A 13,838-nucleotide genomic window follows, 5' to 3' on the forward strand; every position below is an offset into this window, starting at 1 on the left:
TCAAAAGCAATAAAAAAGCTAAATCACCCTATGATTCAAAAACAAAAATTACACAATTCAAACAAAGATTATTAGTCATTCCTTTTCAATGCAAGAAAAAAGGTAGTCCCTGCTCCCAATGCACTCCGGGCATAAATTTTCGCATTCATGATACTGGCCATCTCATAAGAAATACTCAGGGCGAGTCCGGCACCATGATTTTGATTCTCCTCCCCATCACAGGCCGCTAACGTAAAAAGATGGTCTATTTTTTCCTGGCTCATCCCCACGCCCTGGTCATTAATACTCAGAATAATTTCGTCAGCTTTCAGCTCCAGTGCAACAGTAATCCTGCCGCCAACCGGCGAAAACTTAGTGGCATTGTTCAGCATATTACGGAGAATAAAAAGCAGCATCTGCTTGTGCGCACATACACTAACTTCTTCCTCAACATCCAATTCCAGACGGATCATTTTCTTCTCCTGCACCATCTGAAAGAACGTATTTGCCTCATAAATGAGTGCTTTGAGCATCAGCTTGTCAGGATGGTACTCAAAACCATTTTTCTTCGATTTAATCCATTCCAGCAGCCCATCCATAAAGGACAGACTTTTCTGTGCGGTCCCATTGAGCTCCCGCATGATTTCCAGTTTTTCCGCTTCACCCAGCAAATCAACCTCTTCATTAAAAATGCTGGAAAGCATCACGACCGTACTAAATGGCTGTCGGACATCATGTGCAATTACAGAAATCAGCATGGTATTAAAATGATTCGTCTGCTGCAATGCTGTGTTCTGGCGCAAAGTCAATTCGTGCAGTTTTCGCTGGGCTTCGGCATGTTCCTTTTTTACACGGAGCGAGCGATATACAAAAAATAGCAGAGCCACACTGAGCGCAAACAAACAGGCGAGTAAGGCGATCATTCTAAACCTGGAATCTGCTTTATCCTTAAGCTCGATGTTTTCATTTTCCCGCAGGGCGAAATTCAGATAGTTATAGCCAGATTGATCTGCAGCCTTCGCAATTTGATCTCTTTTCGCCAATAAAAGTGAAACATAGTAATAGGCTTTCTCCGGCTGATCATGTGATTTATAATACCGATATAATTTCTCAGCGAAGGTGGTGTAAAATTCCGCATAACCGAATTCTTCAGATGCTTCCAATCCATTGGTCAGGTAATTGATGCCCAGCTGATCCTTTTTCTGATCCAGCATCATATCACTGAGTGCGGCATAAGTCCAGACTTTCACGCTTTCAAAACCCATCAGATCAGCTTGTTTCAAGGCTTTCAGCAGCGTGTCCAGCCCAGCCTGCTTTTGCCCCTCCTCATATAGTGTAACACCAGCGGTCGCATTGTAAAAAATGATCATGCGGTGATCCTGGTACTTTTTAGCAATGGCATATCCTTCGTCAAAAAGCGCTTTGAAACGTGATTTACTGACGCTCGTATCGATGTTCAGGTATTTACTGATGAGAATGGAACGGATAGAATCCTTTTTCAGAGACTTGCTCTTTTCGTAGGCTTCCTGAATATACTGAAGCGCATTACCCCCCGATTTGTTTACCGAAATCAGCGTGGCCATATTCATCTTCACCAGACAAATGCCTTCCAGATCATCCATTTTTTGATAAATCTGAAGTGCATCATTAAAATATTTGGCGGAGAGGTAGTTATTAATGGCGATATAATAAATGCCCTGACAGTTTAAAGCGTCCGACACTCCTTTATCATAATTGTGTCTGAGCGCAATGCCTTCTGCTTTTTGCGCATAATAGAGGCAGGAATCCCGGTATTGCAGATGGGAGAGCATGCCAATACGATTGAGCACATCTACATAGCGGATACTGTCTTTAACTTTCGGCAGTATAGATTCCAGTTTTCTAACCTCTGCGATTTGAGAAAAACCTTTGGTGCTACCGAACGATAAAGTCAGCACCAGCACAGCAAACAACAATTGTTTAGGATTGGAGAGAGCAGATTGATCAGGCATAATTGGCTATGGAGAGGGCGTTTGTATGCATCGTATTAATTTCCTTAAAAATAAGCAATAATTCTACAGCTAAGTTATTTTTATATATTTATAAATAGGTTCAATTGCCCAATCATTTCACACTCCCAAAAGGAGTGTGGCTCTTAAGACAGCTACTCTTATGAAAATAATGCCTCCAACTTTCAGCAGGTTCAGTCGATTAGCCATGCTGATCTCTTTTCTTTTTTTCAGTCTGAACGGCAGTTCACAACCCAGCGTGCTATGGAAGTTCAAAACCGATACAGCAGTATACAGCACAGCCGCTATTCACAATGAACTGGTTTATTTCGGGAGCGGCGACCACAGTTTTTATGCATTAAACAAACTTTCTGGCAAGATCCATTGGAAATTTAAAACCAATGGTGCCATACATTCTGATCCATTGATCCATGGCAATAAGGTGATCTTTTCGAGTGCTGATGGAAAAGTATACGCATTGGACCACCAAAATGGGAAATTGATCTGGAGCTTTGCCACTAAAGGAGAGCAGCAGTACGATGCCTGGGATTATTATCTTTCCTCTCCTGTTGAGGCTGAAAACATGATTTATTTTGGCAGTGGAGATAGCAGTATCTACGCGCTTGATGCAGCCAGCGGAAAACAGCACTGGTCTTTTAAAACCGGAGGCATTGTTCATGCGAGTCCGCTGATCAAAGACAACAAAGTAATGGTAGGCAGTTATGACGGCTTATTTTATGCTCTGGACAGTAAATCCGGCCAACTCATATGGAAATTTAAAACTGTAGGCGACCTGTATTTCCCAAAAGGAGAAATACAAAAGGCAGCATCGGCAAACGAAAATGATGTCCTGTTTGGCAGCAGGGATTTCAATATGTATTCGCTAAACTTAAAAACCGGAACCGGGCAGTGGAACAGGAAAGAAAGTGGCAGCTGGATCATTGCTACTCCCCTGCTAGATCAGGACAGGCTGTATGTGGGTACTTCGGATACCCATCGCTTTTATAGTATGGGCAGCACGTATGGCGATATAAAATGGACCCTGCCCCTCAACATGAGGGTATATGGTGCTGCTGCCTTTATCGAGAAGGAATTGGTTTTTGGCTGCTTCAATGGCCGTCTCTATTTTGTTGATCCCGAATCCGGAAAGATCAATGCGAGTTTTCAAACGGAGGAAAGCAAAAAGCATTATGCGGCATTATTCGATGATAAGGACGCAGTACGAAAAGATATCGATCCGGATGGAAAGAACTATTTAGAAGTAGAAAAACGAATCCTTTCTTTAGGAGCAATCCTCAGTACGCCAATCGTAGAGAAAGATCTGGTTTATTTTGGCGACTCCAATGGTTATTTCTATGCCTTAAAAAGATAAGCGCTATACTGCCAGCTCTTTTACTTTCTTTAAAGCCTGTAGCCATGTATTCACCACATCATGCATAAAATCTTAGACAGGATCTATAAAAAATCCCCTGCAACAGCTGTTGCAGGGGATTTTTTATAGATATTTTATCCGCTTATTTAGCGTCAATTAACTTCACTGTAAAGTCTAGTACTGAATTTTTAGGAATTGCACCTGATGGAGAAGAATTTCCATAAGCCAGGCGAGAAGGGATCAATAAACGGATTTCGCCGCCTTTTTGAATTTTAGGAATTCCGATCTGCCATCCTGGAATCACACCACCCAGTTTGAAATCAATGGTTTCACCTCTTCCATCGTCAAATACACTACCATTCAACAATCTTCCTACATACTTCGCCGAAATCGAAGTATTAGCAGAATAAATTACAGTGCCAGCACCGCGGTCAATAATTTGGTAGAAAACCCCTGATTGATCTTCTTTTACATCGGAAATGTTTTGGTCAGCAATAAACTTTTTAATCAGCTCTGCATCTTGTTTAGCTTGTTTATCCTGATCAAAATCTTTGGAACAACCTGCAAAGCATGCCGCTGTGCAAACCAGTAGAAATAAGTGTTTTATCGTTTTCATTGTCGCAAATATATCATTTAATTGATTTTTAAAGGTCGATCCTCCAGATTTTATTGTTAAGTTTAAAGTAACAGGAGGCCTAGGAAATCATTAACACAAAGAATTCCAATGCTTGATGCTGAACGCAAAGGCATCGGATATCAGCGAGCTATTGCCTTTAAAAAAAACAAATCAGCCGGACTACTTAAAATGTAATCCGGCTGATGATATGATTTCGAACGCTGACCTATAATTCCCAGTGCCGGGCTATCCTGTGTCCGATATACTTTCGGATCATCAAGACCAGCTGCTTTAAATACCTTTCGTTAAAATAGCTGCAGCATCCTGATCTTCATAATTTGCGATCTGCACATCCAGTTCCTTTTTCATTTGATCAGTAATCTTTTCATAACCTTTCTGACCATATAAATTATTCAGCTCATTAGGATCTTTCTGTAAGTCAAAAAGCTCCCAACTGTTCACACGTTTATAGAAACGGATCAGCTTATATCTGCTGTTTCGAATGCCAAAATGTGGCGATACCGAATGTTCTCCATTTTCATAATAATGGTAAAACATCACCTTTCTGCCGCCCGTTTTACTGTCTTTTAACTGAGGAAGCATTGATTTTCCTTGTACATCTTTAGGAATGGCAATTCCTGCGGCGTCCAGCATCGTTGGCGCAATGTCCAGGTTCATCACAAAATCTTTAGAAACTGAACCCGGTTTAATCACACCAGGATAACGCATGACCATTGGCGTACGGAAAGACTCTTCATAAATGAATCTTTTGTCGAACCAACCATGCTCACCCAGGTAAAAACCCTGATCAGACATATAAATGACGATGGTATTTTTAGTCAGCCCTTTTTTATCCAGGTAATCCAGTGTTCTGCCGATATTGCGGTCTAAAGAGGCTGCCGTACTCAGGTAATCCTGCATATAATGCTGAAATTTCCATTCCGTTAATGCCTTTCCAGTTAAATTCCTGGCTTTTAGATCTGCTGCAATTGGCTCATAGTAAGCATTAAATTTCGCTCTTTGCGCAGGGTTCATTCTTTTCACGGAACCTTCTCTGTCTGCTTCAGCTTCTGAACCAAACATCTTCAAATCATACCCCATCACCATCGTTTTAGCGATGCTCATGTCCTGAATTTTTGCCGCTTCACGCGTTTTATAGTCGTCATAGAAATTATGCGGCAAAGGAAATTTTACTTTATCGAACATCCCCATGTCTGCGGTATCTGGTAACCACACGCGGTGTGTTGCTTTATGACCGATCACCAGACAGAAAGGCTTCGACTGATCCCGTTGATCCAGCCAGTCTTCGGCTACATCCTCTACCACATTGGTTACATAACCTTCGTATCTTTTCTTTGTTCCATCCTGCATCAGGAAATCCGGATTATAATATTGTCCCTGATCCGGCAGTACCTGCCAATGGTCAAATCCTTGCGGCGTAGTTTCCAAATGCCATTTTCCAATCCATGCGGTTTGGTAGCCGCCACTCCTCAATTGCTTCACAAAAGAATCCTGACTGCCATCAAATTTGGAATTTTCATTGTCTTTAAAGCCATTTTTATGGCTGTATTTACCGGTTAAAATGACCGCCCGGCTTGGGCCGCAAATAGAATTGGTCACATATCCTTTGTCAAAACGAACCCCTTCTTTCGCAATTCTATCAATAGATGGTGTTTTCATCAGTTTACTGCCATAGGCACCAATAGATTGAAAAGCATGGTCGTCGGAAACAATAATGATGATATTCGGCTGCTGCTGGGCGTAAGTTAAGTGTCCGCAGAACAATAAAAATAATAGAGAAATTCTTTTCATTTTAGGGTGTTTAGGTTTAAAATTCAGGCGGTCTAACCTACCGCCTGAAAGGTTTTATTTATCCTGGTTAATTTTAAATACAACCGGGGGAAGGTTAAAGGTAGGGTTTACATTTATAGAAACCGTCCTCGCCTGACCACTTGTGTTTGCTTTTATCGTGACCGGCAGCTTAAAATCACCGGAACCATACATTCTGGTAATACTGAGCCAATCGGGCTGTGGACTAGTAATCCACCAGCCATCGGTACCAGCGCTGATCACAATATTCAGTTTTGCACCCGCAGCAGGAACCGTAGTCAGGCCTCCTTCTACCACTGCAGAAAAAGGCGTAGGTTCTGGTTTTGGCGAACCTTGCTCCTTTTTACAGGAGCAGGCCAGGCCAATGAGCATGACATAAAGCAGTAATTTCAATTTATGATTGATTGTCTTCATTTCTTTTCTTTTAATTTAGATTGTGATTACCAGCCCGGATTTTGACTCCATTGACCTCCGGTTAATTGAATCATTCGCTGTTGAATCGGCAACAGATAATCTCTCTGCGGATTAAAGCCTGCGCCATTTGGCAGCACACTTTTATAGGGATCGATGTATCGCTGCGCATCACCAGTGTTGCCATTCAAGTAAAGATTAACAGATTTCCCTGCTGGCGCGGTATCATAATACAACAATGAAGCACTGTAAAATCCACCGGCAGCATTCTGACTCGTCATGTCGCTGCCTACAAAAAGCGTCCCTAACTGGCGTTTTCCAATCAGCAGTTCCCCTGCTGCTGCCCAGCGCATGATGTCATCTAAGCGCATTCCTTCTGCAGCGAACTCCACTCTCCGCTCTCTTCTTACTGCCTGAATCACATTGCTCAGACTGCGGAAAGGATAACCAGCATCGGTATTGTATTCTCTGTTAAAATCAACAGCGGGCATACCAGCACGAGTTCTCAATGGATTCAGTGCATTTGCGATGGAGGCAGGATCGCCGCCTAATTCGGCAACTGCCTCTGCATAGTTTAACAGGACTTCGGCATAACGGAAAATAATTGCCGGGGCCACACTTTTAAAATCGTCAGAAACCGCAGCTGCATTGTTATATTCCAGGAACTTATACAGTGGATAACCCGTGGTGCTTTTGTTAAAGCCCGTCTGATTAATCGGCGGATATCCCGGAACTACTACAGCTGGTTTTAGAGGTTTACCCGGAAGCGCTACGGTTTGACCCAATCGTGGATCTCTCAGTACAGGGCTCAGTTCTTTGGCATACACTTTCTGTGCTTCCGCACGCTCAGTACCCACAAATGGCCTGCCATCTCTGGTTAAATAATCATCTACCAGGGATAAAGTTAGGCCCAGATCCGCTCCTCCTGTAGAGGTATACTTGCTCACACTATGGGCTATATTGTCGTTGGCATTGTATTTTTTCCAAAACAGCACTTCTGAATTTGCCGAAAGGTCTGTGGTGATAAACAGGTTTCCATAATCTTCCAAAGGCTTACCGGTAGTATAAATCGACCATTTACCACCGGTCATCACTGCTGATGCAGCATCCCGCGCCTGTTCAAAATAGCTTTGAATCTTATCCGGACTGATGTCTTTAGTAAAAAACGGATCGTTCTTCGCCTTATGGTATTTTTGCCAGGTCGCTTCATAAAGGGCTACCCTCGATTTAAAAGCCAATGCCACATCTTTATGCAGGCGCATACTGGCACTGTTGTTTACTGCAGGCAATAAAGCCACTGCCTGATCTAAATCTGCCAAAACAGAATCGACGATTAAAGTTCTAGATGCCCTAGGCATTTCCATTACCTCTTTTTCACCCGGCAATACCTTATTTACCCAAGTTACCGGACCGATTCTTTTCAGCATGGCAAAATAGTAATAGGCTCTGAAAAATCTCGCTTCCCCTAAAAACTTATTGTTTTCTGCGGCAATTCCTTTTGCATTTTTAAAGTTTTCAAAGAAATAATTCAGGTTTCGGACCGCCACATATTCCTTAATCGCAGGTGCGGCACTCAGAGAGAACAGTCCGCTGGTTCTGGTATTTACCGCAGAGAAAATCATATTGTCAGTTCCCGCATCATTGAACGCAATTCCAGGACCTCCAACAGCTCCAGGCTGTACTGGAAAAGATTCCGGATAGATATCAGTACCCTGATTCAGCTGAGTACCCTGATAAAACTGATTCATATACATTCTCAGCTCATTGGTAGAAGCCAGACTGTTGGTGGTACTTAAGGTATCCAGCGGCTCAAGGTCCAGAAAGCCTTTCTTACAAGCAGAAAAGACACACAGCAAGCCTAGCAACACGCATATATTTAAATTCTTTTTCATTTTCTTCTCTTTTTATAAACCAATATTTACACCCACTGCATACACACGGGTGAGTGGATAAATTTTTCCGGGAGCATATCCTCCGTTGATCGTTTCCGGGTCCAGCATTTTAGCCAGCTTGGTGATCGTAAACAGGTTTTCTCCCGTTACAAATACATTCACCTTGCTCAGTTTTACTTTTTTAATCCATTGTTCTGGCAAAGAGTAGCTGACGGTGGCATTTTTCAGCCTTAAATAAGCGCCATTCTGCATATATCGATCAGAAACCTGCTGCGTTTTACTCGTAAAAGTGCCGATAGAACCTGCCGGAGCCGCATAAGGATTTGGATAATATGCGCCGGTATTCTCTGGCGTCCAATAATCCAGGTGCTGCTTAAATACGGTCACCTGAGCTAAAGCTCCTGCTCCCCAGAAATAAACATCTCCGCTTCCCGGTGCATAATCTCTTTTTCCGATGCCCTGGAATAAGGCAGAAACAGAAATCCCTTTCCATTGGATCGAACCGTTGAAGGAGTAGGCATACCTTGGAGTAGTGTTGCCGATAATGGTTTTATCCCCCATATCGCCCAGTACATTAGTCCCGTTGTCAATTTTTCCGTCCCCATTCAGGTCCAGGTAATTCACATCACCAGGCACCCAATTTGCAGGAGAAAGGAAGGAGTGGTTCAGTTTATTAAAAGCTGCGGCTTCTTCAGCGGTCTGGATCAGGCCAGATGCCCGGTAGCCCCAAATTTCGCCGACTTGTTTTCCTTCATACCAGCTGTTTACATTTCCTGGATCGCTTTTGGTAGGATTCTGGTATTTCGTCACCACAGATTTATTGTCTGAGAGCATTACGCCAAGAGAATACTGGATACCGTTATCCAGCTTATCACGCCAGTTAAAGGACACTTCCCATCCTCTGGTTCTGAGGTTGGCATTGTTACTTTTTGGAGGTATCCCCCCAAACATATCCGCCACATCCAATGATGGGCCCAACATGTCTTTTGTACTTCTCTGATAAACATCTATCGTACCGGAAAGGTGACCCTTTAAAGCTTCAAAGTCCAGTCCGATATTTCCATTCTGTACCTTTTCCCAGCTGATCTCAGGATTGAAAGGATCTGGTGCCTTGATATATCCTTCTCGACCATTCTGGTAATACCAAGGTCCGCCTGTACCGGATGGACCAGGAACAACAATTTTCATGGTCTGTGCATAAGCATACAAACCAGCACCACTTTGATTACCCAGGAAACCATAGGATCCTCGCAGTTTCAGCATACTGATCTGTTCCTTCAGTGGCTCCATAAATTTCTCCTCAGCGATGTTGTACCCTAAAGAGAAAGAAGGGAAAAATCCCCATCTGCTGCCCGAGGCAAAGCGGGAAGAACCATCGTACCTGCCGTTGATTTCTACCAGGTATTTACTTTTGTAATTGTAGTTGAACCTGCCAAAAAAGCCCTGTGTGCCCCAATGTGTACGTTCTTCTGTAGTCGTCTGACTGCCTGTAGCCAAGGAAAGACCAGGTCTGCCAGGGCTGATCAAATCCTGAACAGAAGAAGTCAGCCTGTTATACTCATTCAATTCCTGCTGAAAACCCAGCATGGCCGAGAAGTTATGGTTTTCATTCAGGGTCAAATTATAGGAGCTGTAAACGTTTGGCGAAAAGTAATTAGTTCCCCTTACGTTACGCTCGTAGCCCCCTTGCAATGGGATATTGTATTCCGATCTATTGACAAATTTTGGCGTACCATCAATCCCATAAATTTGACCAGGCAATTTTAAAATATCCTCATTGATGTTTTTATTCAAGAGGTTAAAATCTGCCATAATCTTCCAGTTTTTAACCGGTTCCAATTCCAGCCCTGGTAAAATCGCCAGGGTTCTTTCTTTGATCACATCGCTGGAGCCCGATTGCAGGTAAGGGACGTTAGACATCTCAGAGAAATTCCCATTCAGGTCGTATGGAGAGACATTGGGCCTCATCCTGGCCAGGTTATGAAAGAATAAATCTTCGAATCCGCTCAATGGAGATTTATAAGTAGACTGTGTGAATTTGGTATTCAATTTTAGTTTTACCCAGCTCGCCAATTGCGTGCTGATATTGGCATTCAGGTTGTACCTATCAAAATTGATATCCGCATAACGCATGCTGCCCCCTTCATTGTAATAGGCACCAGAAACATAAAACTGCGTATTTTTACTCCCTCCGCTCGCACTCACGTTGTGCGACTGCCGTACTGCGAAAGGTTTATAATGAAAGGCAAACCAATCGGTATTGGCCACTCCATTCGCGGTATTCTCCCAATTGGAATAATAGTTATCATTGGCTTCAGGAAAGATGTTCATTCCTGTAGGATCATTAATGTATTGCTGCAATAAAGCCAACTTTTCATCAGCGTATTGCTTGCTTCCAGTAGCATTGAAAGTTGCACTATTGAAGAACTTCGCAAAATCATAAGAATTGGCCATTTGCGGCAGCAAAAGCGGCGAGGTTAAACCCACATTGGCAGAATAGGAAATGCTGGTACGATCTGCTGCTCCTTTTTTTGTAGTCACCAAAATCACCCCATAAGGTGCTCTTGCGCCATAAATCGCGGAAGCTGCTGCATCTTTTAATACGGAAATAGACTCGATGTCATTTGGATTTACATCCGATAAAGACATAGCCATTCCATCTACTAGTACAAAAGCACCATCGCTCTGGCTTAAATTTCCAGCACCTCTGATGTTGACATTGAAACTTTGTCCGGGTTTGGTATTTCCAGCTACAGAAACATTTAATCCGGGAGCCAATCCCTGCAAACTCTGCGTGGCATTTGCCACCGGTCTGTTTTCCAGTTCATCACCCTTTACTACAGAAACGGCGCCAGTCAGGTTTACTTTCTTTTGAACTCCGTAGCCTACCACCACGACTTCATTGAGCAGCCCCAAATCAACCAGCAGTTTCACTGTAATTTGCTTTTGGCCGTTTAGCTTTACTTCCTGACTGATGTAGCCGAGGTAAGAAACGACTAAGGTGGCTTGCTCATCTACGTTTTTCAGAAGAAACTGTCCATTGGTATCTGTTACTGCTCCTTGCCCGCTTCCCTTCACTTTTACAGTTGCTCCAGGAACGGCCTGACCGGTTTCGTCCAGCACTTTTCCTTTTACTTCCATCCTTGCCTGTCCGATTTGCTGAATCAGCTGAACCGGATCTGTTTTTTTATCTTTCACAATCACACTTTGTCCTTCAATGGAATAGGCCACTAGCGGTTGGTTTTTAAAACACAATTTCAAAGCCTCTTCCAGACTCACCGCTTTTACTTGAATATCGACGGGTTTTGCCAGGTTCACGGCATCTGAGACAAAAATAAGGTCAAATCCACTCTGACGCGAAATCTCATTCAACACCTTTTTTAAAGAAGCGCTTTTCTGCGAAAGTGTAATTTTATTTTGAGCAAAACCTGCAGCACTCACTTGTAGTAAACAGGTCATTAACAACAGTACCGTCAGTTTCATTGTCAATAATATTTTGCATTTCATACGGCGATAACCGTAGGAATTAAAGGTTATAAATTCATACATTTGGTTTAGTTGGTTTTTTATGAACGAGGCATAGCATTGCCATTGACCTTGTTCCTGGTCATTTATAATACTTTCGTGTTTTTGTAATGGGTACCTGTAAAAACTTTAATCTGCCAGGAGCGGCTTCAACGCTTCTGGCTTTTTTAGTTACAGGCCTTTAAGATCGTAGCGTTTAAGGCATCACTGTAACCCTCCTTCCTTCTACTTTAAAATTAAATTTATCGGTTTTGGAGAGTGTTTTTAAGACGTAATCCAAGGACTTGTTCCGGGAAATTCGACCACCAATTTTTTTAGGGCTGATGTTAGCTGCATAAATAACTTCCACATCATACCATTTTTCAATCTTTCTCATCATTGACCTGATGTCCTCATCCTGAAAAAGAAAGTAGCCCTCTTTCCAGGCGATGACTTCCGAAACGTCAACTGCATTCACATCCAGCTGATTTTCGTCAATAATGGATTGCTGACCAGGTTTAAGCAATGCTGATGCAGCAGAATGGACCAGTTTCACTTTCACAGTCCCTTCCAGCAAGGTAGTTTTTATCTGTTCTTCATCGGGATAGGCATTCACATTGAAATGCGTACCTAGAACTACGACTTCCTGTCCTTTACTCTGTACTATAAAAGGCATCCCATTTTGCTTCGCTACTTCAAAATAAGCCTCACCAATCAGTTTAACGGCTCTTTTATCACCGGTAAATGATGCCGGATAACTTAACGATGAAGCGGCATTCAGCCATACTTTTGTACCATCAGGAAGATTGATCTGGTATTGTCCACCTTTAGGCGTCTCAATTTTATTAAAAGCGTTTTCTTTTACTGCCCCTTCATTTGCGGCGACTTCATATACCAGCTGACCATCTTTGGTTTTAGTGATGGTTATCCCGCCTTGTTCCGCAATTTCTCCATTTTTCACCTCATCCAGCGTGATCGTCTTTCCGTCCGCTAAGGTCAGCATCGCTTTTTGATGAACCGCATTTATTCCAGATTCGCTGATTTGCTCCTGAGGAACATGCAGTGTTTTATCTGGGATATGATAGAAGTAAAAACCGATGCTCAAAGCAATCAGTACCATTGCCGCTATCGCAATTCTTGACCAAAGCAGAGGAGTTTTGTGCTCCAATATTGATTCTTGTGCTGTAACCTGGCTTTCTACGCTAGTTTCTTGAACCGCAGCATCCAGTTTTTTCGAAAGCACCGTCCATATTTCTTCCAGCTGCGCATCTTTTTCTTCCTGACTTCGCTCTGGCAATGATTTTCCCTCGTATTTAAGGTACCAGGTTTCCAGCAGTCCACACTCCTCTTCTGAACAATTTCCTGCCAGATATTTCTTTAATAAATCGGTTGCCTCTTTTTTTTGCATAAGTACTCAGGAATTTTCCCCGTTTAATAGCAAGACAGCTAAAGGCCCCCCCAACAGGTAGAAGAAAATAAAAATATTTTTACTGAAGTTACAGCAAGTAGAAAAGCACACCCAATTTCACTCTTAGAATTTTGAGCGCATTGCTGATTTGCTTAGAAACTGTTTGTGAAGAAATGTGGAGCTGCTTTGCAATTTCCTCATGTGAAAGATGGCCTTCACGGCTCAGCACAAATACTTCCCTCATTTTTGCTGGTAAGGCTTCAATCTCCTGACGGATAATCCGGGCAAACTCATGCTCCCGAACGGCCAGATCGGTGATGTAATTGTTCTCATCGATAAAAGTCTGGATGGAATTGATGTATTTGGACTCCACCTGTTTATGCGACAAATGGTTGAAAACACGGTTTCTCGCGGCGCAGAATAAATATCCAGGTAAGTTATCACTGAGCGGGATCTCTGATTTATTGTCCCATAGTTTCACAAAAAGATCCTGTAAAACATCCTTCACTAGCTCCAAATCGCCTAATTTCTTGTACAGGTGATTTTGGAGCAAATTTTTGTGACGGTTATAAATCTCAGTATAGGCGAGTTGATCGCCTGTTCTGAGCAGGCTGGTCAATTCCCGATCACTGAGTATTTTATATTCCAACATTAGACTGAGTTCCCCAGAACGAAAATATAAAAATTAAGGCCAGTTTTATAATTCTTTATCAATAGTGTCCTAAACGTTTAATGTTTTTGTAAAAAGGCTTAGGATGGATTGAAATAATCGCATTTTAAGGATTATTCAAAAAAGAATCCCTTGTATGCTGGTATTGGGTTCCAGCTTAGGTGGTTC

Annotated in this window: 9 protein-coding genes; 1 reads left to right on the forward strand and 8 read right to left on the reverse strand. The window is 42.6% G+C overall.

Going from position 1 to position 13,838, the window contains the following annotated elements; genetic code table 11:
- Window positions 1-71 precede the first annotated feature (71 nt).
- Window positions 72-1,970 carry a sensor histidine kinase KdpD gene (locus H9X96_RS19605; protein WP_187667900.1) on the reverse strand — a complete coding sequence of 633 codons (1,899 nt, stop codon included), beginning with the start codon at window positions 1,968-1,970 and terminating at the stop codon, window positions 72-74.
- A 160-nt stretch (window positions 1,971-2,130) separates the two neighbouring features.
- On the opposite strand from H9X96_RS19605, the gene H9X96_RS19610 reads away from it, so the two are divergent.
- A complete protein-coding gene (locus H9X96_RS19610; RefSeq protein WP_187667901.1) occupies window positions 2,131-3,339 on the forward strand; it encodes a PQQ-binding-like beta-propeller repeat protein in 1,209 nt (402 codons plus the stop codon).
- A gap of 142 nt (window positions 3,340-3,481) precedes the next feature.
- On the opposite strand, the gene H9X96_RS19615 is transcribed toward H9X96_RS19610, so the two are convergent.
- The 7 genes from H9X96_RS19615 to H9X96_RS19645 all read right to left on the reverse strand — a co-directional run bounded on the left by H9X96_RS19615 (window position 3,482) and on the right by H9X96_RS19645 (window position 13,652).
- Window positions 3,482-3,955, reverse strand: coding sequence for an FKBP-type peptidyl-prolyl cis-trans isomerase (locus tag H9X96_RS19615; RefSeq protein ID WP_187667902.1), 474 nt, complete (start codon window positions 3,953-3,955; stop codon window positions 3,482-3,484).
- Window positions 3,956-4,246: 291 nt separating this feature from the next.
- Complete coding sequence (locus tag H9X96_RS19620; protein ID WP_187667903.1) at window positions 4,247-5,767, reverse strand: sulfatase; 1,521 nt, start codon at window positions 5,765-5,767, stop codon at window positions 4,247-4,249.
- A 54-nt stretch (window positions 5,768-5,821) separates the two neighbouring features.
- Complete coding sequence (locus H9X96_RS19625; RefSeq protein WP_187667904.1) at window positions 5,822-6,199, reverse strand: BACON domain-containing protein; 378 nt, start codon at window positions 6,197-6,199, stop codon at window positions 5,822-5,824.
- A gap of 26 nt (window positions 6,200-6,225) precedes the next feature.
- Window positions 6,226-8,088, reverse strand: coding sequence for a RagB/SusD family nutrient uptake outer membrane protein (locus H9X96_RS19630; protein ID WP_187667905.1), 1,863 nt, complete (start codon window positions 8,086-8,088; stop codon window positions 6,226-6,228).
- 12 nt (window positions 8,089-8,100) lie between these two features.
- The gene (locus tag H9X96_RS19635; RefSeq protein WP_222943936.1) at window positions 8,101-11,571 is read right to left on the reverse strand and encodes a TonB-dependent receptor; all 3,471 of its coding nucleotides are present in this window, start codon (window positions 11,569-11,571) and stop codon (window positions 8,101-8,103) included.
- Between the two features lie 238 nt (window positions 11,572-11,809).
- On the reverse strand, window positions 11,810-13,000 hold the full coding sequence (locus H9X96_RS19640) for a FecR family protein (RefSeq protein WP_187667906.1): 1,191 nt from the start codon (window positions 12,998-13,000) through the stop codon (window positions 11,810-11,812).
- 88 nt (window positions 13,001-13,088) lie between these two features.
- Complete coding sequence (locus tag H9X96_RS19645; RefSeq protein ID WP_187667907.1) at window positions 13,089-13,652, reverse strand: RNA polymerase sigma factor; 564 nt, start codon at window positions 13,650-13,652, stop codon at window positions 13,089-13,091.
- Window positions 13,653-13,838: the final 186 nt, after the last annotated feature.

The sequence above is a fragment of the Pedobacter sp. N36a genome, from assembly GCF_014472395.1.
Classification (GTDB): domain Bacteria; phylum Bacteroidota; class Bacteroidia; order Sphingobacteriales; family Sphingobacteriaceae; genus Pedobacter.